Source organism: Pseudarthrobacter oxydans, assembly GCF_013314975.1.
Lineage (GTDB): Bacteria > Actinomycetota > Actinomycetes > Actinomycetales > Micrococcaceae > Arthrobacter > Arthrobacter oxydans.
Genome location: NZ_JABTYH010000034.1, coordinates 1 through 23,115, shown reverse-complemented (window position 1 = coordinate 23,115; position 23,115 = coordinate 1). Strand labels below are relative to the sequence as shown.

General features: G+C 60.3%; 23 protein-coding genes. 13 read left to right on the top strand and 10 right to left on the bottom strand.

Annotated elements, in window-relative coordinates; translation table 11 throughout:
* The first annotated feature begins 17 nt into the window (after window positions 1-17).
* The 5 genes from HTS88_RS18195 (at window position 18) to HTS88_RS22440 (ending at window position 4,807) form a co-directional block, all read left to right on the top strand.
* Complete coding sequence (locus HTS88_RS18195) at window positions 18-341, top strand: helix-turn-helix domain-containing protein (protein ID WP_139031143.1); 324 nt, start codon at window positions 18-20, stop codon at window positions 339-341.
* An 82-nt stretch (window positions 342-423) separates the two neighbouring features.
* Window positions 424-627 (top strand): hypothetical protein, encoded by a 204-nt coding sequence (locus HTS88_RS18190; RefSeq protein ID WP_012311495.1) that lies wholly within the window; start codon window positions 424-426, stop codon window positions 625-627.
* A gap of 352 nt (window positions 628-979) precedes the next feature.
* Window positions 980-2,599 (top strand): bifunctional DNA primase/polymerase, encoded by a 1,620-nt coding sequence (locus HTS88_RS18185; RefSeq protein WP_246256442.1) that lies wholly within the window; start codon window positions 980-982, stop codon window positions 2,597-2,599.
* 715 nt (window positions 2,600-3,314) lie between these two features.
* Complete coding sequence (locus HTS88_RS18180) at window positions 3,315-4,439, top strand: ParA family protein (RefSeq protein ID WP_217432717.1); 1,125 nt, start codon at window positions 3,315-3,317, stop codon at window positions 4,437-4,439.
* Window positions 4,436-4,807 carry a ParB family protein gene (locus HTS88_RS22440; RefSeq protein ID WP_217432716.1) on the top strand — a complete coding sequence of 124 codons (372 nt, stop codon included), beginning with the start codon at window positions 4,436-4,438 and terminating at the stop codon, window positions 4,805-4,807. The genes HTS88_RS18180 and HTS88_RS22440 overlap by 4 nt, the downstream gene beginning before the upstream one ends.
* A 236-nt stretch (window positions 4,808-5,043) precedes the next feature.
* Here HTS88_RS22440 and HTS88_RS18170 read toward each other — a convergent pair whose 3' ends face one another.
* Window positions 5,044-5,496, bottom strand: coding sequence for a hypothetical protein (locus tag HTS88_RS18170; protein ID WP_174180860.1), 453 nt, complete (start codon window positions 5,494-5,496; stop codon window positions 5,044-5,046).
* 235 nt (window positions 5,497-5,731) lie between these two features.
* Window positions 5,732-6,331, bottom strand: coding sequence for a recombinase family protein (locus HTS88_RS18165; protein ID WP_174180858.1), 600 nt, complete (start codon window positions 6,329-6,331; stop codon window positions 5,732-5,734).
* 201 nt (window positions 6,332-6,532) lie between these two features.
* Between HTS88_RS18165 and HTS88_RS18160 the strand changes: the two genes are divergently transcribed.
* Both HTS88_RS18160 and HTS88_RS18155 read left to right on the top strand, forming a co-directional pair.
* Window positions 6,533-7,615 (top strand): hypothetical protein, encoded by a 1,083-nt coding sequence (locus HTS88_RS18160; protein WP_174180856.1) that lies wholly within the window; start codon window positions 6,533-6,535, stop codon window positions 7,613-7,615.
* Between the two features lie 258 nt (window positions 7,616-7,873).
* Window positions 7,874-9,577, top strand: coding sequence for an AIPR family protein (locus HTS88_RS18155; protein WP_174180854.1), 1,704 nt, complete (start codon window positions 7,874-7,876; stop codon window positions 9,575-9,577).
* 656 nt (window positions 9,578-10,233) lie between these two features.
* Here HTS88_RS18155 and HTS88_RS18150 read toward each other — a convergent pair.
* From HTS88_RS18150 to HTS88_RS18140, 3 genes are all read right to left on the bottom strand, one after another.
* Window positions 10,234-10,938, bottom strand: coding sequence for an 8-oxoguanine DNA glycosylase OGG fold protein (locus tag HTS88_RS18150; protein WP_174180852.1), 705 nt, complete (start codon window positions 10,936-10,938; stop codon window positions 10,234-10,236).
* A gap of 68 nt (window positions 10,939-11,006) precedes the next feature.
* Complete coding sequence (locus HTS88_RS18145) at window positions 11,007-12,080, bottom strand: competence protein CoiA family protein (protein WP_174180850.1); 1,074 nt, start codon at window positions 12,078-12,080, stop codon at window positions 11,007-11,009.
* A gap of 534 nt (window positions 12,081-12,614) precedes the next feature.
* On the bottom strand, window positions 12,615-13,442 hold the full coding sequence (locus tag HTS88_RS18140) for a hypothetical protein (protein ID WP_174180848.1): 828 nt from the start codon (window positions 13,440-13,442) through the stop codon (window positions 12,615-12,617).
* A 336-nt stretch (window positions 13,443-13,778) separates the two neighbouring features.
* Here HTS88_RS18140 and HTS88_RS18135 point away from each other — a divergent pair, with 336 nt between their 5' ends.
* The gene (locus HTS88_RS18135) at window positions 13,779-14,540 is read left to right on the top strand and encodes a hypothetical protein (RefSeq protein ID WP_174180846.1); all 762 of its coding nucleotides are present in this window, start codon (window positions 13,779-13,781) and stop codon (window positions 14,538-14,540) included.
* Between the two features lie 191 nt (window positions 14,541-14,731).
* Here the strand turns inward: HTS88_RS18135 and HTS88_RS18130 are convergent, their stop codons facing one another.
* Window positions 14,732-15,433, bottom strand: a complete 702-nt coding sequence (locus tag HTS88_RS18130) for a GIY-YIG nuclease family protein (protein ID WP_174180844.1) — start codon at window positions 15,431-15,433, stop codon at window positions 14,732-14,734.
* A 107-nt stretch (window positions 15,434-15,540) separates the two neighbouring features.
* On the bottom strand, window positions 15,541-16,701 hold the full coding sequence (locus HTS88_RS18125; protein WP_174180842.1) for a DNA cytosine methyltransferase: 1,161 nt from the start codon (window positions 16,699-16,701) through the stop codon (window positions 15,541-15,543).
* A 115-nt stretch (window positions 16,702-16,816) separates the two neighbouring features.
* On the opposite strand from HTS88_RS18125, the gene HTS88_RS18120 reads away from it, so the two are divergent.
* Complete coding sequence (locus HTS88_RS18120) at window positions 16,817-17,260, top strand: DNA mismatch endonuclease Vsr (RefSeq protein ID WP_174180840.1); 444 nt, start codon at window positions 16,817-16,819, stop codon at window positions 17,258-17,260.
* Here HTS88_RS18120 and HTS88_RS22025 read toward each other — a convergent pair.
* Complete coding sequence (locus HTS88_RS22025; RefSeq protein ID WP_174180838.1) at window positions 17,243-17,557, bottom strand: hypothetical protein; 315 nt, start codon at window positions 17,555-17,557, stop codon at window positions 17,243-17,245. The genes HTS88_RS18120 and HTS88_RS22025 overlap by 18 nt on opposite strands.
* A complete protein-coding gene (locus tag HTS88_RS18110; RefSeq protein ID WP_174180836.1) occupies window positions 17,538-17,870 on the bottom strand; it encodes a hypothetical protein in 333 nt (110 codons plus the stop codon). The genes HTS88_RS22025 and HTS88_RS18110 overlap by 20 nt, the downstream gene beginning before the upstream one ends.
* A 1,865-nt stretch (window positions 17,871-19,735) precedes the next feature.
* Here HTS88_RS18110 and HTS88_RS18105 point away from each other — a divergent pair.
* The 4 genes from HTS88_RS18105 to HTS88_RS18090 all read left to right on the top strand — a co-directional run bounded on the left by HTS88_RS18105 (window position 19,736) and on the right by HTS88_RS18090 (window position 22,496).
* Window positions 19,736-20,164, top strand: a complete 429-nt coding sequence (locus tag HTS88_RS18105; protein WP_174180834.1) for a hypothetical protein — start codon at window positions 19,736-19,738, stop codon at window positions 20,162-20,164.
* A 73-nt stretch (window positions 20,165-20,237) separates the two neighbouring features.
* Window positions 20,238-20,513: a hypothetical protein gene (locus HTS88_RS18100; RefSeq protein WP_174180831.1), complete on the top strand. Its 276-nt coding sequence runs from the start codon at window positions 20,238-20,240 to the stop codon at window positions 20,511-20,513.
* A 657-nt stretch (window positions 20,514-21,170) separates the two neighbouring features.
* A complete protein-coding gene (locus tag HTS88_RS18095) occupies window positions 21,171-22,154 on the top strand; it encodes a DUF4192 family protein (protein WP_174180829.1) in 984 nt (327 codons plus the stop codon).
* Between the two features lie 192 nt (window positions 22,155-22,346).
* A complete protein-coding gene (locus tag HTS88_RS18090; RefSeq protein ID WP_174180827.1) occupies window positions 22,347-22,496 on the top strand; it encodes a hypothetical protein in 150 nt (49 codons plus the stop codon).
* Between the two features lie 85 nt (window positions 22,497-22,581).
* On the opposite strand, the gene HTS88_RS18085 is transcribed toward HTS88_RS18090, so the two are convergent.
* Window positions 22,582-22,794, bottom strand: a complete 213-nt coding sequence (locus tag HTS88_RS18085; RefSeq protein ID WP_174180825.1) for a hypothetical protein — start codon at window positions 22,792-22,794, stop codon at window positions 22,582-22,584.
* Between the last annotated feature and the right edge of the window lie 321 nt (window positions 22,795-23,115).

The following is a 23,115-nucleotide window of genomic DNA, read 5'->3' as shown; positions in this document are numbered from 1 at the left end:
TAAGACAAAATAGGAGGATGCCGCGCTATGTCAGTCCCAGCTCACCGATGCCAAAGAAGCTCGCGACGTTGACCGAAATCCTTGGCATTCCCCAGCTGCGGGCAGAAATCCTGCGCTTCCTCTCGCAACACCCGGACGGGGCAACGTCCGGTGAAATAGCGGCCGCTATCGGCACCCGCTACCAAACAGTTCAACGACACTTGGAACAGTTGGAAGAGTTGAAGGCGGTAAAAGCCAGTGTGAAACCGCCGCGCCAGGGCCATCATGTGGTCTTTAAGATCAAGCCCAACGTCTTGGCGGAAGCGGTCGAAAAAAACGCTTCCTACATACAAGGCTCATAACGACACGCCGGGGTACAGCGTCCCACTTAAGGCAATCGGATTGCTATTGGCTAGTGCTCAGTACCCCGAACTAGGAGGACCCATGGCACGGATGCATAAAGGCGATCGTCAGACCGTCACATCTAAGATTCCGCGGGCGGACGCCGAAAAGCTCAACAGGGTTGTTGAGATCACGTCCGAAAGCCGCTCCGAACTTCTTGCGCGGCTGCTGCATGACCACCTAAAGACCATTGATCTTGATGCCCTAGACGGCCAGGAGGCTTTGCCTATCGCAAAGGCCAGTTAAAAACTGAAGGCCCGCACTAAGGCGGGCCTTCAAAGCGTATGTAGTTCAGATCCGAAATCTTGGCGGACCACGATCTGAACTTTATCCAACACCCACCCAGTGGGTGGATCTTGTCGTACCCCCCGAGGAAGGAACTGGTCCTATCGTACCGCTTTTGGCATCCGCGTCAACGCACCCCAACAGCAGTGTCGACTGCCAAGTCGCGCCTGCTGACGCCTGGGTCCTTGCTCCACTTATCGCAGGCCATGCGTCATACCGTCTTGGCCGGTGGATAGGTGACCGTTTCCAGTACCCCCGACCCAAAGCTGTAGCCAACATCACTGCTGCGCTGCCGGCGCGTCCGGCAGCTGTTATGGTCCACGGGTCAGATGGCAGCGTTGCCACACTCTGCCTTGACCTGGACACGTCGAAAGCCGTCAAAGCAGTCGTTGACGCAGACGCAGAACGCCTGCGCACCATGCTCACCACCTGTGGTGTCGTCTTTGTGGAGGACTTCTCCCCCAGCGGCGGTCGGCACCTGTACATCCCGCTCCGGCAACGCCTAGATGCGGCCGAGGCGCGCGAACTTGTAGAAGCGTTGGCCCTGACAGCAGCGAGCCTAGATCCGAGCCCCCACCAGAACGTCACCGACGGATGTATCCGCGTCCCTGGCTCGGCTCACAAAACCGGTGGCCACCAGGTACTCATCACCCCCCTGTCCCAGGCATACGACGTCCTGCGGCGTAGAAACGCACCTGCAGCTATCGCTGCCCTCCGGACCGCGCTAGGTCCTGAACTGGCCCGCAACCGTGCCCTGAAATCGCATCAGGCCAACACTGCTGCCGCACAGCGCACAGCGGCCCACCATCTGCTGCGGCTGCATAGTGGCAGCGAGACCGCGCTGCGCCGAACCGCTCGCACCGGCAACTACGACACAACTCGCTACAAGAGCCCCTCTGAGGCCCGCATGGCCGTTCTCAACCACTTCAACGCCTGCGGCTGGACCCTCGCCCAGGTAGAGAACGAACTGAACGGCCAGTTCCCCGGCCTCGCCGCGCTCTACGGCACGCCTGCGAAGCAAAATCGACTTATCAAGCAGGAATGGGCCAACGCCGAAGCTTGGACAAAAACTGAACCCCGCAGAGGAAGGGGAAAAGATGCACTTATTAACAACACAAGCCCCACAAAACCCACAGGGGGGGCATCCAACCGCAGCACAGCTTCAATCCACCAACTCGTGAACGACCTGGAAAATGTGCTCTACGCGGTACTCGACCACAGACTCAAAGAACGCGGCCGCGAAGGGCTCAGCCTCCGCTTCCTCATCCGTGCGCTCCTCGCCTACATGAGGACGAAGGAAACCGATCTTCTGGACATTGGATGCCGCACTCTGGCTGCAGCTACGGGAAAGCACCACGTCACGATTGCGAGGCTCCTGCCAGCCTTGGTCCAAGCCTCAGATGGCATTCTCACCAAAGTCGCTGACGCCCGCCACAAAGCAGCAGATGTATACCTCATTCAGCTACCCGAGCAGTATCAACAACTAGCCCGTGAACTCAGCTGGCGAAAAGGTAAGATCCACTCCATTCGGCCCGTGTTCCGCGCCCTCGGCGACGCAGCAGCCCTTGTCTACGAGGCAATCGAACGCGGCCGCCACTCCCCCACTAGCGCAGAACTCATACGAAGCAGCGGAATCAGCCGCACGACCGTTGAGAAGGCCCTCATCGCAATGAAAGGGCTGGGCATGATCCACCGGGACGGCCGGCACTGGAAGATCACCGCTACAGCTAATCTTCGCGCCCTCGCGGAACGGCTGGGCGTAATGGAGGACTACCAAGCCCAGATAAGCCGCAACCGGCGGGAACGTGCTGCCTGGCATGCTTACTTGGATCGATTTTTAGACGGTCGAGTAAACGAAGGTGACCTTTACGATCCCGAGCGTGAAGAACATTGGATGCCACCCGATGACGCGGCGTTGTGGCTGGCGGCGTAGACGATACTCGGTAGCTGTTGGGTTCGCCGGTGTCGCAAGTGAAAAAAGCATAGACAGGGAAGCCAGCTTTTCAAGTAAAGCCACTGTTGCCGCCTACGTCCTGGGTCACGTTCTGGGCGGGAAATGACTACCCGGTAACGAGTCCCCGGTAGATGTTGGGCTCGCATGTCCACCAGGCGTGGTTCGTCGGTTTTCCAAGTGAAGAAAGGATAGTCAGGGAAGACGGGTTGGCAACGAAGCCTTCTGGTTTCACCGGGTTTGCAGGGTTCGCCGGTTTCACAAGTGAAAAAAGTATAGACAGGGAAGCCAGCTTTTCAAGTAAAGCCACTGTTGCCGCCTACGTCCTGGGTCACGTTCTGGGCGGGAAATGACTACCCGGTAACGAGTCCCCGGTAGATGTTGGGCTCGCATGTCCACCAGGCGTGGTTCGTCGGTTTTCCAAGTGAAGAAAGGATAGTCAGGGAAGACGGGTTGGCAACGAAGCCTTCTGGTTTCACCGGGTTTGCAGGGTTCGCCGGTTTCACAAGTGAAAAAAGTATAGACAGGGAAGCCAGCTTTTCAAGTAAAGCCACTGTTGCCGCCTACGTCCTGGGTCACGTTCTGGGCGGGAAATGACTACCCGGTAACGAGTCCCCGGTAGATGTTGGGCTCGCATGTCCACCAGGCGTGGTTCGTCGGTTTTCCAAGTGAAGAAAGGATAGTCAGGGAAGACGGGTTGGCAACGAAGCCTTCTGGTTTCACCGGGTTTGCAGGGTTCGCCGGTTTCACAAGTGAAAAAAGCATAGACAGGGAATACGGGTTGGCAAATCGATCCCCCACTGGTTTCACATGGTTCACAAGTGAAAAAAGTAAAGACACGGAAACCAGCTTCCCAAGTAGAGCCACTGTTGCTGGTTACGCTGGAATCACTTTGGAAGGGGAAGATATGAAACTCGATGTGGACCGCGGTGCCCTCAGCCGCGTGATTGCGGTAATAAACGGGAAGGGCGGGGTTTTTAAGACCAGCCTGGTTGCAAACGTTGGGGGACTTCTTGCCGAGGGCGGGTCACGAGTGCTCCTCGTGGACCTTGATCCCCAGGGAAACCTTGCCGAAGACCTTGGCTATGCCGATCAAGGCGATGGAGGTAGAAGCCTGGCAGCCTCGCTGTGCTTTGGGGGAGAACCAGATCTGCTCTTGAGCGTGCGTCCTAATTTGGACGTCATCGCCGGAGGTCCTCAACTTGATGATGCTGCCGCTTTCCTTGGAGCCAAGGCCCAGAAGGACCGTGACGCTGCACAGCTAGCTCTGGCTAAACTACTTGCCAGGGTGGCGGGGGAGTACGACCTTGTTCTGCTCGATTGTCCTCCAGGGAACGAGCCGTTGCAGGCCGCAGCTGTGGCTGCCGCCCGGTACGCGCTGGTGCCGCTCAAGACCGACATGTCCAGTCGTAAGGGCGTCGCCGCAGTCGCAGCGCGCATGGACAGCGTTGTTGGACTCAACCCGGCATTGGATCTGTTGGGCGTCGTCCTGGTCGGGACCGGTACGAATTCTAAGCAGGTACACAAGGTCACCCGGGACCACCTCACAGCAGATTTTGGTACTGACGAAGTGCTGTTTCCGATGTCCATTCGGCATGCCGAGGCAACCGCCCAGGCGTGTCGGGAACGCGGATTGCTGGCCCACGAACTGGAACGTGAACTTAGCAAAGGACCGAAATGGTGGGAGGTCCTCCGCGGGGAAGCGAAAGCCGGGAATGCGGGGCCGAAGTCGGCTTCCAGCGTTGCCGAGGACCTCCATGCAGTTGCTATGGAAGTAACGCGGCGCATCGCTGTTGCAGAATCCCAGGAGGTCAACGCGTGAGCGCCGAAGCAGCAACACCCGGCCGGCCCGCACTTGGCTTGCCTCCGAAACGCAATGCCGCACCCTCCACAGATGCCCCCCTGGCACGAATGCTCCCCGGACACCGACCCGATGCGCCAAAAAAGGAGGAACCCAAGGATTCCGAAACAGCCAACATGACGGTGAGTATCCCCGCTGCGCTCCGCAACCGGGCGAGGGCCGCGTACAAGGCGACCAGTTACGCCGAAGGAGACAACACCTGGAGCCATTTCGTGACCAAGGCCATCGAAGCAGAAACCGCGCGCCGCGAAGCTGAACACAACCAGGGCGAGATGTATCCATCCTGGGGAGAAAAACTTCCCGGCGGCCGACGTCTCAAAGACAGCTGAACAGCACCGCTAGGTCCGTAGATCGACATTGGGGTATTGCGGGCTGAAGGAAAAGCAGGGGGCAGGTTTATTCGTAGAACCTGGACAGGGGCTGGGGGGCATCAGTGACGCTGCCAGAGGTTCGTCATGGGGTGAACTGGGCGGACGTGTGGCAAAGCCGATCTGCTAGCTGCACCGCGACTTATCAGGCTCGCCCCGCCGGAGTGGAGACCACGCTGTCCTGCGCCAGGAAGCAGCTAGTTCTGGCCGCCGTCGATCACGCGCAGGGCAGGGGCGTCTTTCGGCCACGGATACAAGGTGTCGACCCGCTCAAATCCCAGGACGCCTTCAGGCTTTTCGAGGATAACAGAGTCCTGGTGGGAACCCGCAGCATGGGCAAGTGCCGCCAGCACAAGATCCAGCAACGCCCGGTCGAGCCCCGGTACAACGTCGGAGAGGGCAACCTGCTCATCGCCTCCAAGCGATGCCGCGATCATCAGGAATCGGCGCTCACCACCGGAAAGCCCGTCTATGTTCTCGGGGATGGCCTCGAAATCGACCCAGCTCCGGCCTTGCTCATCGCTGTGCATCCATGGCCAGCCCGCCTGGGCGAAGCGCCCATTGAAAGCACGGAGAAGAAGTTCTGTGGCGGCTTCGCAGGGGAGGGAGCCTCGTGCCCATTCACGTAGCGCCTGAGGAGTGAACGTCATACGTGCATCATGTCACGGCTGACCCGGCCCGCGGCGGGGGCCGGCAGGTCTCCGAGCTTAGGTCCGGTCAGATCTACTGAATGCCCGCGCGATCGCCTTGATGGGGTAAGCAGTCAGCCAGGTAATCCCAGCAAGAATCAGAAGAATCCCCACAGCGGTCAGCTGCCCGATGAACATCAGGAGCGCCACGAGCAGCGTTCCACCATAGGTCAGGACAAAACTAAACGTGTCCGTGTCAAAGGGCATTAGCGGTCAACAAGTCAGGGGAGGGGGAGCGAGGTGGCAGGTGCCGGTACAAGGTGGTGCGTTTCAGCCCAGTCTTGGCGGTGATCTCCTTCATGGAGAGGCCCTTGTCTCGCAGCAGGGCGGCGTGTTCGAGCTTGTCGGCATCGATCACGGAAGGCCGTCCAGTGCGGCGCCCGTTGGCAGATGCCACTGCGCGGGCATGTGAGGCGCGTTCTGCTGCATAGGTTCGTTCCATCTCTGCGAAGAGTGCCAGCATGACAACGGCCAGTTGCGCCAGGGGACTGTTCGGGTTCGAAGTGTCGATGGGCAGGGGATCAGCCAGCGTCCGGACACCGACGCCGCGTTCCTTGAGGTCGTGGACCAGGTTTAGGGTGTCCCGCACTGTCCGCCCCAGCCGGTCCAACGTGTGGACCACAAGCACGTCGCCGGCTCTGGCGTGACGTAACGCGTCCTGGAGCCCCGCGCGATCGGTGGTGGCCCCGGACTTCTTGTCCGAGAAGACCGTTTCGATGCCGGCGGCCGCCAAGGCGTCCAGTTGCCGGGCCAGATCTTGTTTCACCGTTGACACACGCGCATACCCAATCTCCATGCCTAAAACCGTACCGAAAGTTGCCCCTGTGACGGGCCATTGTGGCGGGGGTTTTGGAACAACAAACGGGACAGTCAGATTAAGCGGCATCTAGACGATCCGGATCCGCGGAAGAGTGTCCCGCCAAGGTGTCCCAGTTCTAAGGAACTGGGACGGCCTAGCGTCCCCGAGAATATGCCAGCCCAAATATAGGGTTCGACTGTGACTGAATCACCCGATAACGTGCCGAATCCGATAAAAACCCGTCCTGACTACGTTTTCTGGTTGGTGACCATTGGCGCGCTCATCAGCTTTGCGGCCTACATGGTTAGAACCCTGTGGCCAGGAGTAGACCCTGATCAACTCGCGGCAACTCAATCCATCCTGGCCAGTATGGGTGTCGCTTTCGTTTCTGCCGGAGTTCTCACTTGGCTAGGTCCAAAGTTTCGTATGGAGGTCAAGGCAGACGTTGAGACGGCGGTTGGCCAAGCAACGGCCACTGTGGCGAGCAATGTCCGTCGGGAGGTAGACGAAGAGGTCGCCAAAAAATTCGACTCCATGAGAGAAGAAATATACGCATCCCTGCAGTCGAGGATGGATGAACAGGACTCTGTGGTAGCCGACTTCCGGGACTCCCTTTCCCGAAAGTCAGCTAGAAGGGCTATGGAGTGCTTGTCGGAAATCGGTGCCTTGGAAGACGACAAATTGACTGTTCAGGCAGGCGAGCATCCGGGTTCGTTGAGCGTCTTTCTCTCTTTGCAATACGTGTCGGATGAACCCGGATATGGGGAGCCGCTCTACACAACTGTGGCAGACTACAGCCTTTGCTTAGGAGCAGACACAGGGGAAAAAGAATCGTTCGTGGTTTGGGCACCTTCCAAGACGTACGCGGATGTGGTTCAAGACCTGGCCTACGAAATCCAGGCAACTGCTGATGTCGGCCTTGCTCAATTCCAAAGTTACGACTGGGATGCCATAGGAAAACGCCTCGCTACCAATCTTCAAGTGGCCTTGGACTCACGCCGGAAAAATCCCGGGAAGATTCACCTTGCTGGACCGCTGTCAGAAGTAGTCGGCATCAATGAACCGTGGTACATCACTGCCAACTCGCTTGAATGTCCCAGCCACGGCTTCCGTGCTCTGGCTAGCGAGTTTCCTCCAAGACAAGTAGGAATGCACGGCAATGGCGTGATATTTCCCGATGCTGTTCCCCAGCCTGAATTCGCAGAAGGCGATGAGTGGAAGTACGTACTTGCGGTGGCCACTGACAAATTCAGCCCACTCAGAGTTGGTTCCCGGTATTGACGAGAGGCGAGGGCGGTGAGGACCGGCGACGACGTGCGGGAGGTCGAAATGGTCCGAGCGCCTAGTCAGTAGTTACTTTGAAGCGGCAATCGTTAGCACTGGTAGGACCGCCAATGGAGCCGGAGTGCATTCCGGCGGCGTACTCGATCAAAGCTGTCGTCCCGGCCCATTAGTGTTGACTCCGAACGCAGGGAATACATTGGAGGACACTTGTCATCAAACGAGGTTGCACTCGTCAACGCAGCATTCAGTGAGTGGATGAGCGCAAACGGACAGAACTTGCATCGTTCTGAGGCCTTCGAGCTCTTTGCGGCAGAAAAAGTCCTGCACTCACTGGAACTGTCATCCGAGGAGATCGAAGCTGGCAGGATCGGCGGCGCCCTCGATGGTGGCATCGACGCCGTTTACACCGTGTTGGGCGAACAGGTCATCGATGAAGATGATGAGTTGCTTTCCGAAGACACAAAACCGGGAGAATTTCCCCGCGATCAATCTCTGACGCTGTACATCGTGCAGGCAAAGGAAGAGTCTTCCTTTGGTGAGACGGCTATCGATAAGCTCTCGTCCTCTTTGGATCGTCTGCTGAAGCTCGACCCTGACGTGGAACTGCTGGACACCCTTTATGCTCCCGAACTACTTGCTCGCTTCGACATTTTTCGAAGGGCGTGGAAAAAACTGGTCACGCGACGCGTCAAGCTAAGGGCCGTGGTGGCCTACGCAACCCTTGGTGATGTGGCCTTGGTGAATCCGCGAGTGACCAGCAAAGGAATCGAGCTTTGCGGTCTCATAGAGCGACACCTGGTAGGCGGCACAGTCTCCTTCGATTTCTTTGGCGCAAAGGAACTTTGGGCCGCCCATGAAACCGTCCCTTCCTATGCGCTCAGGCTCCGCTTCGAGAAGCATGAAAATGATGGAGATAGTCATTTGGCTCTGGTCAAGGTGGCTGATTACTTCAAGTTCATCAGCGACGAATCTGATGGAAGCCTTCTCCGACACATCTTCGATTGGAACGTGCGTGACTATCAGAAGGGCGTGAAGGTCAACAGGGAGATAGCTCAATCCCTAGGAGATCCTGATGCCCCTGACTTTTGGTGGTTGAACAACGGGGTAACCATACTTTGCTCAGGTCAAGTGACCACCGCTGGCAACGAATTCATCCTGGATGACGTTCAGATTGTCAACGGTCTCCAGACCTCCCACACTATTCACCACGAAATGCAGAAAACTGCCGTCGCGGAAGTCTCCGCCGGCAGAAAGCTGCTTGTACGCATCCTCTCCACAGACGATCCTGAGGTTCGGGATCAAGTCATTCGGGCCACCAATAGCCAGACCCAGGTTTCCGACGCATCGCTGCGGGCTACCGACAAAATACAACGACAGCTTGAGAGCTACTTCCTCGCTCATGGTTGGTATTACGACCGAAGGAAAAACTTTTACAAGAACTCTGGGAAAAATGTCGAACGGATCGTCAGCATCGCATATCTTGCTCAGTCGGTCATGGCCATCGGATTGTCACAGCCTCACAGTTCCCGCGCCAGGCCCTCGACCCTCATCCGTAAGAACGAGGACTACCAGACCATTTTTTCGGAGAACTTCGACCTAAGCACGTATCTATGGTTGGCGCGGACCCAAAAGTCGGTCGATGCCTACTTGAAACAGCGGGACGACGTTTCCACTAGTGAACGTAGCAATGTGCGCTTCTACGTCTCAATGGTAGCTATCGCAAGGGCAAACCGGCGCCAGGTGCATAGTCCCTCCATGATTCAGTACCTGGCCCGAAACGAATTCATCCTTGGGGAACCCGCGCTAAATGATGCACTTTCATACGTGCGCGATTGCGTTAAGCGGGTTCGTGAGGAACATCGCATTTCTGAGGACAGGGCGGCAAAGACGGCTGAATTGACCGAAGAGGTGATCTCGATGCTTATCCCGGTGGAGGCCTCGGCGGGAGTCGAAGGGTAACGTCCTCTGCGCGGGACCTGAGCGATGACGAAGGATTGGAGAACTGCCGCCTGAGGGAGAATTTTTCAAAGAGCAGGGGCCTCAGTCGGAGCACCCTCAGCATGTGAGCCCGGATGGATCCTATGCGGCAATGGAAAGCAGCTCACGGCTGGGAGGTAGGTCTGCGAGTCGAATGGCTTCCTCCGTTGAACCTCGTCTGAAGCTCAACGCATACGGCGTCCTAATAGCGACCGCTATTACGTTCCGGGGGCTGACGTGCTTTGTTTGCGGCTTGCAAGCACTGCGATTTGAGCCATCGTCTCTTTGTATTGATCCAGGCCGCCAGGGTAGGGAACGGGTAGCCAGAGGATGCCTTCCCTGTCCGCGACGCGCTGGGCCACAGTTTCGGCATCCCAGGTTCTGTACTGCCTTGGCGGTGACCCAATCTCTCTGATGAGAAAAACGGTCGGGCTGTCTTCCGTGGCCCTTTCCCAAACCAACCAACCCTGCGCCTGCAACACGTCGAGAAAGTCACCCAAGTGTTGTTGACGATGTGTTTTGTAAGGCCGACGCGCTGCCATTGGTTGTTCTTCCTGGTCTCGGTGCCGTCCTAGCGCTTACTAGTCCAGTGTCCTCATTATCTCGCCAGGACCGTAGCAAGGGTCCAGCACATGGAATCACAGTTTGACTTTGAACAGGGTCATTTCGATCTGGTCCGCCCTCACCGGAGGATCGACATCTAGACGCTGTGTGGCCTCGGCCGCCCATTGCTTTAGTAGTTGGCAGTAGCTCTCATACGTTCCGGGTGCCCAAGTGTCTGTGCGGGCGTCAGGCCAGACTTCGAGCTTCTTCAGTTTTCCTGCCACGACGCGATCAAGGATCAGGTGTTTGGGCATGGGTGAGGTGCCTTCGGCGAAGTACATGAATTTAGTCCCGAAGGCCGGCCCTAGTTGCTGGATGCGGCCGCCGCCTCTTTCTGTTGTGAGTGTTCTGTAGACCGAACTGGGGGACGCTCCGGAACGGGCGGCCGTCCAGGATGCTTCCAATGTTGCTGCGGCGTGGTCGGGATTTTTTGCTAGTCCGTTGAGCCGGAGGTGCAGCCATGAGGCCCGCATTCCTAGTCCCCACGCAAGAGCGTGGTAGAGCAGTTGCATCGAGCCTTCTCGGGTCGGGATCTGTTGGCCGATTGTGAAAATCTCTGCGCGGGAGATGGTGATTTTGCCTCCGGTCGCGAATTTGCCTCGGGCAGTTGGAAGCCCGCGTTCGTGGAGTGCTTTTTGCCAGCGGTCGCTGTCCACGTGGACCGAGTGGTTCTGAACAGCTGAGGGGGCAACAAGGGAATTGAGAATGACTTCAGGCAGGGGACTGTTCAGATTGATCATGGCGTGACTCTACCCAGCCTGCGGACGTAACCGCGGGTGCTCAGAAAGCGCGTCCTGTGCTGACGGGATCACGTCTTGCTGTCGTGTCTCCTGCGGGAATGGACGTCGATCACGTGGATTATGATTTCGGCGTCCTTGCTCCGGGTTCCGAGCAGGGTTTTCCACCATGACGACCACGGCTTCCTACCCAGCCATTCGAGGAGTTCCGTAGCGGTCGCCTCGTCCAATTGCCCCTTGACGGTCCGCCTGTAGATCGCGTTGATTACCCTCAGCCGAATAGCGGCGTTGTCGGGGAAAAGGGTGTGCTGAAAGCGACTTTTCAGGCTCGTATGTAGAGCTTCGTAGGCGGGCACGGTGGGGGCAGCTGGTTTGGGTGGCCGCGGAGGTTTCGCGGCGTGCAGGCGCTCGGCCTGCTCCCGGGCTTCCTCGAGAACGGTCTTGATGCTGGGGGAGAACAGTCCGTTTGGCCGGATGATCCAGTCAGCAAGGGGACGCCATGTCGTTTGGATTGAGCCGGCGTCGTGTGCGCCGTGGAACCCGTAATAGCCGAGGTCGCAATCTAGAGTCTGCATATTGATCCTCACACGGAGTGCATACCGTCGTCTTTCAACCTCGCCCCAGCAGGCCTGGTTGTCCTCGTTCCCGTAGAGCCACTGGACGTGGTCTACAGCTTTCAGATAGATGGCAGAGCGGCGCTGCATCTCGTCGTGGGTGAGAGGCGATAGTTGGACTTCCAGGCCAAGACGCCGGCTGTCGTTTGCGCTTCCTATGACAAGGTCGCTTCGCCCCTTCTGATCAAGCGTTGTCACCTCCAAGTCGCACCGAAGCTGCGGGCTGCGTTCTACCCACAGCTTCAACGCTTTCTGGATGGCGAGGTGCGTGTACCCGTCTCTGGCGGAGGAGTCGGTGAGGGAGCATGCAGCTTCCGGCGCATGACTGAAGTACGGCAGGCGAACGTCCCCTGCCGCAAGTTTCAATTTGCCGCCGCACCCGCCTACCGCCACAGAGCAATAGAACGATGTGCCGGATGCCTTGGCATCTGATCGCATGGTTCTCGCTTCATATTTATCAGCGGGAGCGATCACTACTTCACGGGAGTCCGCCGCACCCACGACGGCGTAGATGTTGTCGTGGCGCTTCATTTCTGATGACTGTCAGCTCGAGCCGGCGTAGCCCCGGAATGCAGGCATCCGCAGCCCGGCTTGGGCGAGAGCGGCGCGCAGATGGTCCGGCCGACTACGGCGCACGAATTCGCTCTAACAGCGGGTGGTGATTCGTGCTCGATCATCAGGAGCCTCCCGTTCTGCAAGAGCCGTTGAGGAATGGCGGTTTGCCGGTCACCCTAGCAGGGGCCTCTGACGAACAAGCAGCTACCTGTCGGTACGGGATATTCCGGTTCAGAAAGGGCAGGTAAGGTAAGTGCACGCCCCCCTGGGTATGAAGGAAGGGGGGACGTGCACGTTCTGTGGTCGTTGCTACAGGTCGTTGTAGAGCTTTAGGAGCTCGCGGGCGAAGGCTAGGACACAAAAGATGCTGGCCAGCTGATTGTTGTGTCCTACCTTCTTCCGTTTTCGTGGTTTTTCTCGTGGGCTGGGCTTTGGTTTAGCCACGGTTCCCCTTTCATGATGGCCCCACGGAGGGAGCTGTCCCGACGGTCGGGAAATTTGGAGAGGGCACTATTTGGTGCCTGTTGATGCTTTCTGCGCTTCATCTCGAAGGAACTCGCGGTAGTCGGTGCTGTAGTGCCCCGCCAGTGCGCGGTGGTGAACTTCCTTTCGGCCTGCAGGGTGGCGGGCGTCTGGGATCTTTTGGACGTGTTGCCGGATGATGAGGCGTTTCGAGAGCTCCAAGTAGCCGCGTTCGGCCGTGCGTTCGCTTATGCCGTACCACTCGCTGGCCCGTTCTACGGGCATGGTGAAGGTGAGGGGCCCGGCGGGATCTTGTGTCTCTTTCAGCAGAATGAGAAACATGGCCTTGCCGGGGAGCCGGAGACGATCGATGGTTCCCTCTGTCCAGTAGTGGAAGGGCACGGTGAAGAAGCCCCTGCCCGGATCTGCTGCTGCGGCGTCTGGGCGTTCCTTTGTCCAAAGAGTTCCGTCGCCGTTCTCGCGATGGAGAACGATCTCCGGGGCGGTTTTCGGACCCTCGGTGTGCAATAGGTCCATCTCTTCAAGGACGCGCAAAGCGGACGCAATGGCCCGGGTAGTGCAGGGACGCTTTTCTGAATCGAGGAGCCGAGCCCAGGTGGCGAGGGCCAGGGGTGTCCCGTCAAGGATTGGTTGGAGTGCGTGGATCGTGAGTAAGAGGTCGAGGGCCCGTTCCTTCCGCCCTGTTACGAAGTCGGCGAGGATTGAGGGGCGGGGTTTGGAGGGTCGCTGGACGAAATCTTTGCGGATGCGCACGAAGCCGCGCTTCGCGTCCGTGAAGAGCTGGCTCCGGGTTTCCGCCGTGTCTAGCTCCGGCTTGTCGTCCAGGCCATCGAAGGGGTTCCGTTCGGTTGTCATGGGTACACCCTACGGGCTCAGCGGTCCTAAACGCCCAGGCTGGTACGGCCGGAAGGACTCTCTCAGGTGCCAGTTTGTTAGTCCATGTCGATACCCGTTGCGATCCATATGCGATACCAATGCGATACACGTTAAGGATGGGGGTGTGGGGGTGCCAGGTTTGGGGGGAAACTGCGCCGGCGGCAGCGATTCGGAAGGTGGGCGCTTTGTTCTTGCTTTTTCCGGCGGCAGCGCGCCTCAGAGAAGCAGAACGGCAGTCAAGACCGGTTCTAAGAAATGTCTGACCCTCGCGGCATCATGGCACTGACATGATCGTGCTTTCAGAGGGGTAAGAGTATGCACAAGGTTCCGGAATTCGCGCCGGTGTATTTTTTGGAGTGGCAGGAAGGTCTGGACCAGGAAATGCTGGTTTCGGAAGGGCTCAAATGGTTGTCAGCGCATCCGAACGGGGGGCGCGGGATTCTTGCCACCGAGGCCTCCCACGGACTGGAGCTGGTGCCTAAAGCCCTGGCGAAAGCCTTGGACTCTATCCATACCAAGAACAGGGGTGCCACTCCGAGTGCCGCGGGCCGACCTATTCTGGTGATGTTCCCCCTTCGGGAACTCCTTTTGAAGTTGACTTCCCGCCAGCTGCAGCGAGCTGCCGCGGTGTGCGTGCTGACCTATGGGGCAACCGATGTTCCGTTCCTCAATCATTGGCTTGACCGGATGGGAGCTGAGAACCTGGCGACTGGCGACAAGCGGACAGTTACTGAGAGGAGCGCCCTGGATCCGGTCGTTGAGGCCGCGTTCATCAGTCTGCGCGACAGTCTTCTCGGCCACCTGACGGGACCACAACACGACTATGACCCGAATGGGATCACGACGATGCTGGAACTCCAACGGCGGGGACATGAGCTGGACGCGGACAAGTTGGCCGCGTGGGCCAGCGTTCAGGGCTACAGCGAACACGAGATCACCGACTTCATCGACCATGTCGCTAAAGTCCGGCGCGGGCACCGCTACACCAAAAAGACAATCGGCACCTGGACGCCAAACTATGCCCGCTGGGTCGAACTCGCGGGCTCGCGCGAGGGGCAGGAAGTGGTGACGCCTTAGTGGAAGCTGCGCCACTTGGAACCTTCCGGGCTGTCAAGACACGGGACGCGGTCGCACGGACCCGCGACGGGTGGCCCTACTTCGAGGTGAATTTCCAAGGCATGAGCCCAGTCGGGGAGCCGCTGTATGAGATCCGCTTCGGCGACGGGGAATGGATGTTGGCCGTCGCCGATGACTTGGTCCCTGGCCAGTTATAGGGCGTCGTCTTCTTCGCCCGTGTCCGGTGCCTCGGCGAGCACAGAACCGACCAGTTGGCTGACGTTGATGGAATCGGGCGTTGGCATAGGACGCCCTTCAGCGACGGCCAGGCGTTGTGCGGATAGGAAGGCGAGGCGGACGGCCTGCACGACAAGGACCCGTCGGAGCCCGACAGTGACCTGTCCACGCTCTCGGACGACGTCGGCCAACCGTGAGACCGTTTCGGCTCTACGAGCGATGCGGATGTCCGCGTGACCTCTTTCGACCCGATGCAGCTCAGTGACCAGAGACGCCTTGAACGACGGAGGAAGGGGCACCGGATCGGACACAGGAGGGATCTTTTCGTTGAGAATCGCCTTGAATCGGCTTTCCTCGATGGCCCTCAGGTAGGCGGAGTACTCGTAGGCGTCGAGAAGGCGCGCCAGCTCCTTTTTCTCTTCCTTCGTCGTCGCATGGCGGGCCATCTCATCAAATTCCCAAAGAGGCCACACTTCTACTGCCGCGACTTCCAGCGGATCCAGGACGCGCATGGCAACGGCATCGGTCCTTTGGTTGGTCAGATGCCGGCCGACCCGCCCTGACAGCTTTTCACGTGTCTGACCCACATAGATTGGCTCTCCGTCATAGTCGTAGAACGCATAGATCCCGTATTTGGCTGTGCCTATTTTGCGGCCCTGTCCGTCCAGGCTTTCCATGAAGGTCTTGAGTTCAGCGCGGAACTGGCGGACGTCTTCTGCCGGGAGGGACTCGATAGGGTTCGCGGGCCCGGTTCCGGGCAGTGTTGCTTCACCGCGGGAGGACACTAACCAGCCACCCGTTCCAGGAGGGCAGGCTGAGCGAGCTCTCCTCGGATCAGAGGAGCCAGGTAGTTGTCCCCGACCCATTGAACGGCCGGTACTACGACGGCGTCTCCGAAGCCGAAGAGTATCTGGCTGTCACGCAGACCCTTCAGGTTGTATTCGGGGGCTCCCATGAGGCGGGCGTATTCGAGCGGTGTCATCCAGCGGACAGCGATCCTTCCCTGGCCGGCCATCACGACAGCCTGCTTGGAAGAACCACCGCGGGCGGTGCGCAGGCACCCGGAAATCTCATCGGCGCGGATTTCCCAAACAGGCACACCAGCCCGCGTTCGCCGGTACGCCGTCCGGTAGGTCACTAGCTCAGAAGATTTCATAGCTTCCAGACGTCCGCGCTGGACGGGGGAGAGGGAGTCGAGGAACCTCTTTTTGCGTTCGGCCTCCCACCAACGGCTGTCACGGGGCCCCATTGCCTCGATAACGTCCGCCAACCCCACGGTCATCATGGCCGGCGGCTCGGGGAGCGCCGCGCGGTGAGTCACCAACGTGTCATCCTGAAACACTCCTTGCAGCCATTCGGGACGCAAAGTGGATACTTCTTCGGTGTCTTCTTCTGGAACGTCCATGCTGCCGACAACAAAGATCCGGGGCCTTGACTGCGCGACGAACCGGCGGCCGTCCAGGGCCATGACGTCCACGCTGTAGCCGAGGCCGTTGAGTTCCCTGACAAGGGCTGCCATGTCGTCGCCGCCGTGGGATGTCGCCAAGCCGTTGACGTTCTCCAACGCGATCACTCGAGGCTTTTTATCCCCAAGCTCAGCCAGAATGCGGGTGAAGTGGAAGAAGGTGCCTGACTGCTTCCCCGCGAGTCCTCGGCGGTCTCCGGCGAGGGACAAATCGGTGCACGGGAAGCTCGCCCAGGCCAGATCCAGGTCCTCCGGGAGGTGAGAGCTGTTGACCTCAGCGACGTCTCCCAGGGCGAAATCGTGGTCAGTCCCGAAGTTTCCCTCGTACATCTCCTTCTTCGCGGGCTCGAAGTCGTTGGCCCAGACGATTTCAAAGCCTGCCGGTTCCAAGCCTGCGCGTACCAGCCCGATGCCGGCGAAAAACTCTGCCGCGCGCAACGGCGCGAGCGAGAGAGGAGGGAGGGAATGGACGTGATTCATGGGCCTAACGCTACTTCCGCGGGGAGTCCAAGTGCGAATTTCATCCGCGCCCGATCCCCGTGTCTTTGCTTACTTGGAGCTGGATCAGAACCCAGAGGCGGCATAGGTTGGCAAAGTGGAGAACTCCTTGGCGACCACACCTGCCACGAGGAAGGCGATGCAGGGCAACCGTTCCCGGGACACCAAACCCGAGTTGGCTGTTCGGTGCCTTCTTCATGCCAAGGGCTTGCGTTACAGAGTGAATTTTCGGCCGCTGCCCACCTTTCGCCGAACCGCTGATGTGGTCTTCACCCGGGCACGTGTCGCCGTCTTCATCGATGGTTGCTTCTGGCACGGTTGCCCGACCCACTACCGCGCCCCCGGGTCCAACGTCACCTATTGGAGCGCGAAGGTGTCCCGGAATCGCAACCGAGATATCGAAACGACAGAACATCTTGAAGCCGCCGGATGGACTGTTCTTCGCTTCTGGGCCCACGAGGACCCGGCGACGGTCGCACATGAAATCGCTGAGGCTATCCGCTTACACCGCACCGCCGGCGGGTCAGCAATCTGTTATTGATTCAAGCAGCCACTGCCGCGACAGAGGATCGCGGCGCAGCTCGAAGGTCCGCAGAGCTGAGGTCGATGACCCGAGACGGACCTGAACCCGCCAATGTTCGATGTCTACGACGTTTCCCACGCCAACCGGTACGGTGCGCTGTGTCTCCCACCAGGAGTCCCGGGCGAACCAGTGCAGGGGCTCCGCTGCTACCGCCCATATCCGGCCGTCGTAGCGGACGGCGAGGGGAGTGCCGGCAGCCGTGAACCGGACGTCTACGGGGGCGTTGAGGGTTGTTTCACTTGCTGTTGCTGTCACGGCTGGTCCGCTCTCCCAAATTCCTGTTCATCATTTTTTCCCGGCGGGTGACCGCTGAGCTCCACACCCAGGTGCGGTACGTCACCGGCCCGTCCTTCCACGTCACTTCGGCTGCCTTCGCTGTCCAGGCGAATACTTCGCCGTCCACCAGTTCGGCACAGTTCGGGAACCGAATCCACGCCTTCACCGGAATCCCCGGATACCCGTTCTTGACCGGGAAGTGCTCGAAATCGAGCTCTTCCATGGTCAGCCCGATTGGGCAGGCCCGCCGCGCGTACTGCGCCTGAAGCGCAGCAGCTTGCTCCGGTCCCATAACACAACCTTAGAACATATATTCGAATAGACACGCCAACAAAAAGCGGCCGTCGAAGCCGCAGGTTTCATTGTGGGGGAGGGGTACGACAAAGAACGGGTTGCACGGCCAATGGGGACAGCCTGAGCTGTGCGGAGGGCTCCACCTGCCCCCAGTGGGCACAACCCGTTCCCTCAAGCCCTGGGTTCCGCTGCGCTCCACCCAGGAACCGGTCCTGCGCTGCGCTCCGGCCTGTAAAAGCGTTGTTTTTGCTTTACATGTGGCTGGGTTGTTCTCCGTACAAGGCCACTGATCGTAGCCGTCCGGGTGCCCGGCCCGTCAACCCACGCTCCCGTCCAGGTCCACGCGGTCGCTGCGCTCCCTTACTTCGCGGCCCTGCCCGTGCGCTCTGCGGGGTTGACGGCTCACCCTCGACCGGCTGTGACAGTGGGGGCCTCGCACGGCGGGGCAGGAAGGAGGTGGCTACATGAGCATCGACGAACTGATCAAGCTCGCGACTTCGGTCGTGAGCCTGCTGACAGCGGTCATCGCTCTGCTTTCCACGCGGAACGCGCTCATAACGAGCAAACGCTCCCGAGCTGGCACTCGGAAGCGTAGGCGTAAAGCAAGGAAGGTGTAGCTACTCAAAGTCCGGTTGTCGTAACCGTGAATGGTTGCGGCCACCGGGCTCCTTCTTAAGCCTAGGTTCAACTCAACGATAAGGAAACCCTCATGGAACCACTGACCATTGTGAACTTCGTGCTCTCGCTGGCAGCGCTTGGCGCTTCCATCACCGCCTACCGAGCCATCTCCAGGCTCCGGAAGGACCAGGAAAGCTAAACCGGCGCAGGCCGGGCCACCCGACCAGGGCCGGCCCGGTCCTACCTGTCCGGTTCGGTGCCGGGCGTTGTGTCCTCATCCCGTACGCGGCGCAGCAACGCCGCCATACTTCGCACAGACGCGGCGTCTTCCTGCCAGGGCTTGCCGTTACGGGTACAGGCGTGGACGCTTTTCGCCCCGGAATCTTTAGCCGCTTCGGCGAATTCTGCCCAGGCCTCCTGCAGCTCTGACAGCTCCTCAGGGGTTAGCGGCTCTTCCGCCGCCGGCTCACTCACCGCAAACGGGGCAGCAACCGTTCTGGCCGTTGCTTTCTGGCGTCTGCCGAACAAGCTCCTCAGACCCACGGCTAACCCCCTTCTGGAATGAATGAATGTCCCGCCAGGGTGGGTCGCATTGGGGGGACGGCCTGCCCTGGCGGGACCCTTCCACCGTATCAACGCCAGTGAGTTCTTTTGACCAAGACAGAGGGCCAGCATTCCAAGGAATGCTGGCCCTCTGCTGTGTAAACATCCTGCTGCTTACGTCTTCGAGCATGCCACATCGACTGGCTTGTGTGGGAGTTTCAGGCCCTGCCGTCACCGGCCAACTGGGGGGAACAGCCGGTGACGGAGGACTCTCTCACTTTACGCCTGCGGGGACTGGTTTGCGCTGCGCTTCAACCAGAGAATGGGCGTCCGCTGGCGCGGCCGGCTGTTGGGTCCAGGGTGCGCCGTCGCAGAGCTCCGGACACCCTGGCCCTGTCTTGTCTACGACGTTTTCTGGTTGCTGTCCTGCGGATTCTAGGCGTCCGCTCCAGCCCGTCTAGCCCCGGTTCCGCAAGCTCCACCGGAGCCTGTGGCGCAGGAAATTCCCGCAGGCGCTCCTTCGTCGCTTACTTCCTGCGGGAATTTCCGGCACCTTGCCCTCACGGGTAGACAGGCCTCCGTCGGCCGCCGAGCAAGCAAGCTTGCCAGCAACCAAAAAACAACGGGGTGAGCAGGGGAGCTGGCCGGTCACCACGAGCCGCCCCACCCACCCCCACTTCTCGGACAAGAAGGAAACACCACATGAACGCAATCACCACCCAGACCGTGACCACCGCCGACACCGGAGAAACCATCGACGGTGTCACCGTCCTCGGGGATTACCACATGAACGGCGGCTACGACTGGATGGAACTCATCGGCGAACACGGCTGGGCCGTGATCCCCAGTTGGGGCCACGAGGGCTGGGACCTGGGCCAGTGGCCCTACGTCATGGTCGCCGGAATCCGCACCGCCGATGCCATCGGCAACCTGTTCGGCATGGCCACGTACTGCGAGGGCGACGTGACCTGCACGTACTACCGGACCAAGGCCCGGTTCTGGGACGCGATCAGCGAACAGGCGTTCTTCCACTGGAAGAACGGACAGGCCCACGGCCCGGACGACCTGCCCGAAGCCGCCGCCGAACTTCCCAGCCGGTACCGCATGCCCTACACCGTCCACGCCGCCTAACCACCGGAACCCCTTGCCGGGCGGAAACCCCGCCCGGCCAGGCCCCGGCCATCTTCACCAAAGGACAAGCACCATGATCGAATCCAGCCGCATCACCGAAAACACCGCGCAGACCGTTGTGTTCCTCGAAACCCTCGCCGCCCTCGTCGAGAAATCACCCGTGACCTACAGCGCGGCCGCCGCGAAAGACCTCGCCGCGCAGGTACGCGGCATGGCAGACGCGGTGACCAGAGATGCCCGCGTAGATCCTGGGCTGCTGGACGTGACCCGGCAGTACTCCACGCTGGACTGGCACAACGAACTCGTGGCCGTCCTGTTCTCACCGGAGCACCGGCCCACAATGACCTAATGCCGCACGGGGACTCATTTGCTCAAATACTCCAATGAGTAAGTGAGTCCTCGGCATTGCTGCCTGTACCTGCCCAAGGTGCGCGGGCGGTCCGCCGCCCCTGGCTGGCTTTGGTTGGTGGTCGCCGGCGGCGGACCGCCGTTCCCGCCAACAGCCCCGCGCGGATCACCTGGTGTCGGCGGCAAGCCCTGGGGGAGTGGCCGGCCCGGGCGGATCGGTGGCCCGGGGAAGGGCATGCTCGCAGGGCTCGCACTGGTTTGCGCTGCGCTTCAACCAGTTGATGGGCGTCCGCTGGCGCGGCCGGCTGTTGGGCGCTGTCGGTCCGTCGCAGAGCTCCGGCCCGTCATCACCTGGTTGTTTAGAAGCGTTTTCTGGTTGCTGTCCTGCGGATTTTAGGCGTCCGCTCCAGCCTGTCTAGCCCCGGTTCCGCAGGCTCCACCGGGGCCTGCGTGCCGAAAATTCTTTAGCCAGGGATCCTCGCACGCTCGGATCCCGCAAGATTTTTCTGCCCTTGCCCTGACGGGTAGACAGGCCTCCGTCGGCCGCCGAGCAAGCAAGCTTGCCAGCAACCAAAAAACAACGGGGGAGCAGGGAAGCTGGCCGGTCACCACGAGCCGCCCCACCCACCCCACTTCTCGGACAAGAAGGAACACCACCATGACTGAAAAACTGACCATCAGCGGTCCCGCTGACCTGATCGCCATCGTCCCGCACCTGCTGGGCAACCGCCCGAAGGAATCCTTCGTGGTGCTCACGGCACGCCGGAACACCCTGGGCGCAACGTTGCGGATGGACGCCCCGGCCGCGGCCGCGCCGCTGGACTACGCGCAGATGATGACCACCTACGCCGCCAATGATGAGAAGGCTACGGCCAGCTACGTCATCCTCTACACCGACGAAACCGGCGGGGACGGCCCGTTCCCCTACGCGGAGCACGTCGCGGCACTGAGCATCGAGCTCGCGACGGCCCGGATGCCTGTGCGGCAGGTCCTGCTGGTCACCAGCGCCCACTGGGGAACCTACGGCACCGCCGAAAGGAACCCGCTGGACGCTATCAAGGACAGCCAGGCCAACGCGACGCTGACCTACTTCGGCTCAGCGACGGACATCGACGTGTACAACCCGGCGTTGCTGGGCAGGTGGGCACTTCCGGTGGAAGCACCGGAGGGAACCGACGAGGACCTCGAAATGGCCTGCTTGACGTGGCAGGCTGTCCTGGACGCAGATGGAACGCCTGACACCGAAACCGCCCGTGCACTGGCGGCAGCATTCCAGCACCGGCACCTCCGTGACTATCTGTTCCGGGACACCATCACCACCCACAACGGCAGCTTCGGAGACGTGCTGACCGGAAAATTCACCGGGCGCCCCAACTGGGCACGCGTTGACCGCGCCGAAGCCATCGCCTTCGAGCTGATGAAGGTCGTACCGGCCGGACAGCGGGCACCCATGCTGAGCCTGATGGGCTGGCTGGAATGGCTCAAAGGCCACGGAAGCCAGGCCGACCGCTACCTGAAACTCGCAGCCGAGGACGTATCCGGATTCCGGCTCGCGGTGCTGCTGCGGGAACTGATCAACAACGGCCACATCGCCGACGTCGCCCGCAACGAAAACATGTCCTACAACCGCCGCCTGATCTAAGAACCACCAGAGGCCGGGACGGATCACCTTTGAGGGATCCGGCCCGGCCTTTCCGGTGGCGGGGCGGCCTCCCCCGCATTCGCTCCTCCGGCCGCCGATCACGCTGACGCGGGCGGAGCCCCGCATCCAGTTAACTTGCAGGATCCCGGACTACAGTGGGCATGAAGCATCACAAACGGGAGGGCACGCACTGTGGGACACGGATACATCCTGACCGAGGACGACCAGCCGGCTGCCGACGCCAGCCTGGCCGAGGACATTCTCGAGCTGCAGCTGCTCACCGCCGGCGACAAGACAGGGCCCGTCGACGTTGGCCACGCCCGGGAACACCACAACTTCTAGCACCCAGGCAGCAACGGCGCTGCACCACAGATTTCCTTTGTCCGAGGAAAAACCGCGAAAGGTCGGCCTACGTGCCGGCCTTTCGTCATGTCCGCTCGTTTTCAGATCTCCATCGCCACAACGTCACGGCCGCCACACTGTTGAGGAACGCGATGAAAACATCGCCCGAAGCAGGCCGACCGATGGCCAGGTCCACGGCCACCAGCACCAGCGATCCGGCTGCAGCAACCGTGAAGACCACAGCCAGGAGCCGCAGAACACCGTGAGGGCGGTTCGGGCGCGGCGCCGGATCAGTCATGCCCCACCCTAAGCAGGGCAGGAAAGCGTAAGCGATAGGGGAGTGGCCGGCCCGGGCGAATCCGGTGGCAAGTGGAAGGGCATGCTCGCTGCGGCTCGCACTGGTTTACGCTGCGCTTCAACCAGAGAATGGGCGTCCGCTGGCGCGGCCGGCTGTTGGGTGCTGCCGGTCCGTCGCAGAGCTCCGGCCCGTCATCACCTGTTGTTACAAGCGTTTTCTGGTTGCTGTCCTGCGGATTCTAGGCGTCCGCTCCAGCCTGTCTAGCCCCGGTTCCGCAGGCTCCACCGGTGCCTGCGTGCCGAAATCCTCGCACGCTCGGAT

Coding starts and splice junctions, on each gene's coding strand:
- HTS88_RS18155 (WP_174180854.1), top strand. CDS start 7,874: ATGAGCGCAAACGGACAGAACTTGCATCGTTCTGAGGCCTTCGAGCTC.
- HTS88_RS18125 (WP_174180842.1), bottom strand. CDS start 16,701: ATGAATCACGTCCATTCCCTCCCTCCTCTCTCGCTCGCGCCGTTGCGC.
- HTS88_RS18105 (WP_174180834.1), top strand. CDS start 19,736: ATGAACGCAATCACCACCCAGACCGTGACCACCGCCGACACCGGAGAA.
- HTS88_RS18190 (WP_012311495.1), top strand. CDS start 424: ATGGCACGGATGCATAAAGGCGATCGTCAGACCGTCACATCTAAGATT.
- HTS88_RS18135 (WP_174180846.1), top strand. CDS start 13,779: ATGCACAAGGTTCCGGAATTCGCGCCGGTGTATTTTTTGGAGTGGCAG.
- HTS88_RS18110 (WP_174180836.1), bottom strand. CDS start 17,870: ATGGGACCGGAGCAAGCTGCTGCGCTTCAGGCGCAGTACGCGCGGCGG.
- HTS88_RS18195 (WP_139031143.1), top strand. CDS start 18: ATGCCGCGCTATGTCAGTCCCAGCTCACCGATGCCAAAGAAGCTCGCG.
- HTS88_RS18150 (WP_174180852.1), bottom strand. CDS start 10,938: ATGATCAATCTGAACAGTCCCCTGCCTGAAGTCATTCTCAATTCCCTT.
- HTS88_RS18145 (WP_174180850.1), bottom strand. CDS start 12,080: ATGAAGCGCCACGACAACATCTACGCCGTCGTGGGTGCGGCGGACTCC.
- HTS88_RS18170 (WP_174180860.1), bottom strand. CDS start 5,496: ATGACGTTCACTCCTCAGGCGCTACGTGAATGGGCACGAGGCTCCCTC.
- HTS88_RS18100 (WP_174180831.1), top strand. CDS start 20,238: ATGATCGAATCCAGCCGCATCACCGAAAACACCGCGCAGACCGTTGTG.
- HTS88_RS18165 (WP_174180858.1), bottom strand. CDS start 6,331: ATGGAGATTGGGTATGCGCGTGTGTCAACGGTGAAACAAGATCTGGCC.
- HTS88_RS18140 (WP_174180848.1), bottom strand. CDS start 13,442: ATGACAACCGAACGGAACCCCTTCGATGGCCTGGACGACAAGCCGGAG.
- HTS88_RS18130 (WP_174180844.1), bottom strand. CDS start 15,433: ATGGAAAGCCTGGACGGACAGGGCCGCAAAATAGGCACAGCCAAATAC.
- HTS88_RS18185 (WP_246256442.1), top strand. CDS start 980: ATGGTCCACGGGTCAGATGGCAGCGTTGCCACACTCTGCCTTGACCTG.
- HTS88_RS18085 (WP_174180825.1), bottom strand. CDS start 22,794: ATGACTGATCCGGCGCCGCGCCCGAACCGCCCTCACGGTGTTCTGCGG.
- HTS88_RS18095 (WP_174180829.1), top strand. CDS start 21,171: ATGACTGAAAAACTGACCATCAGCGGTCCCGCTGACCTGATCGCCATC.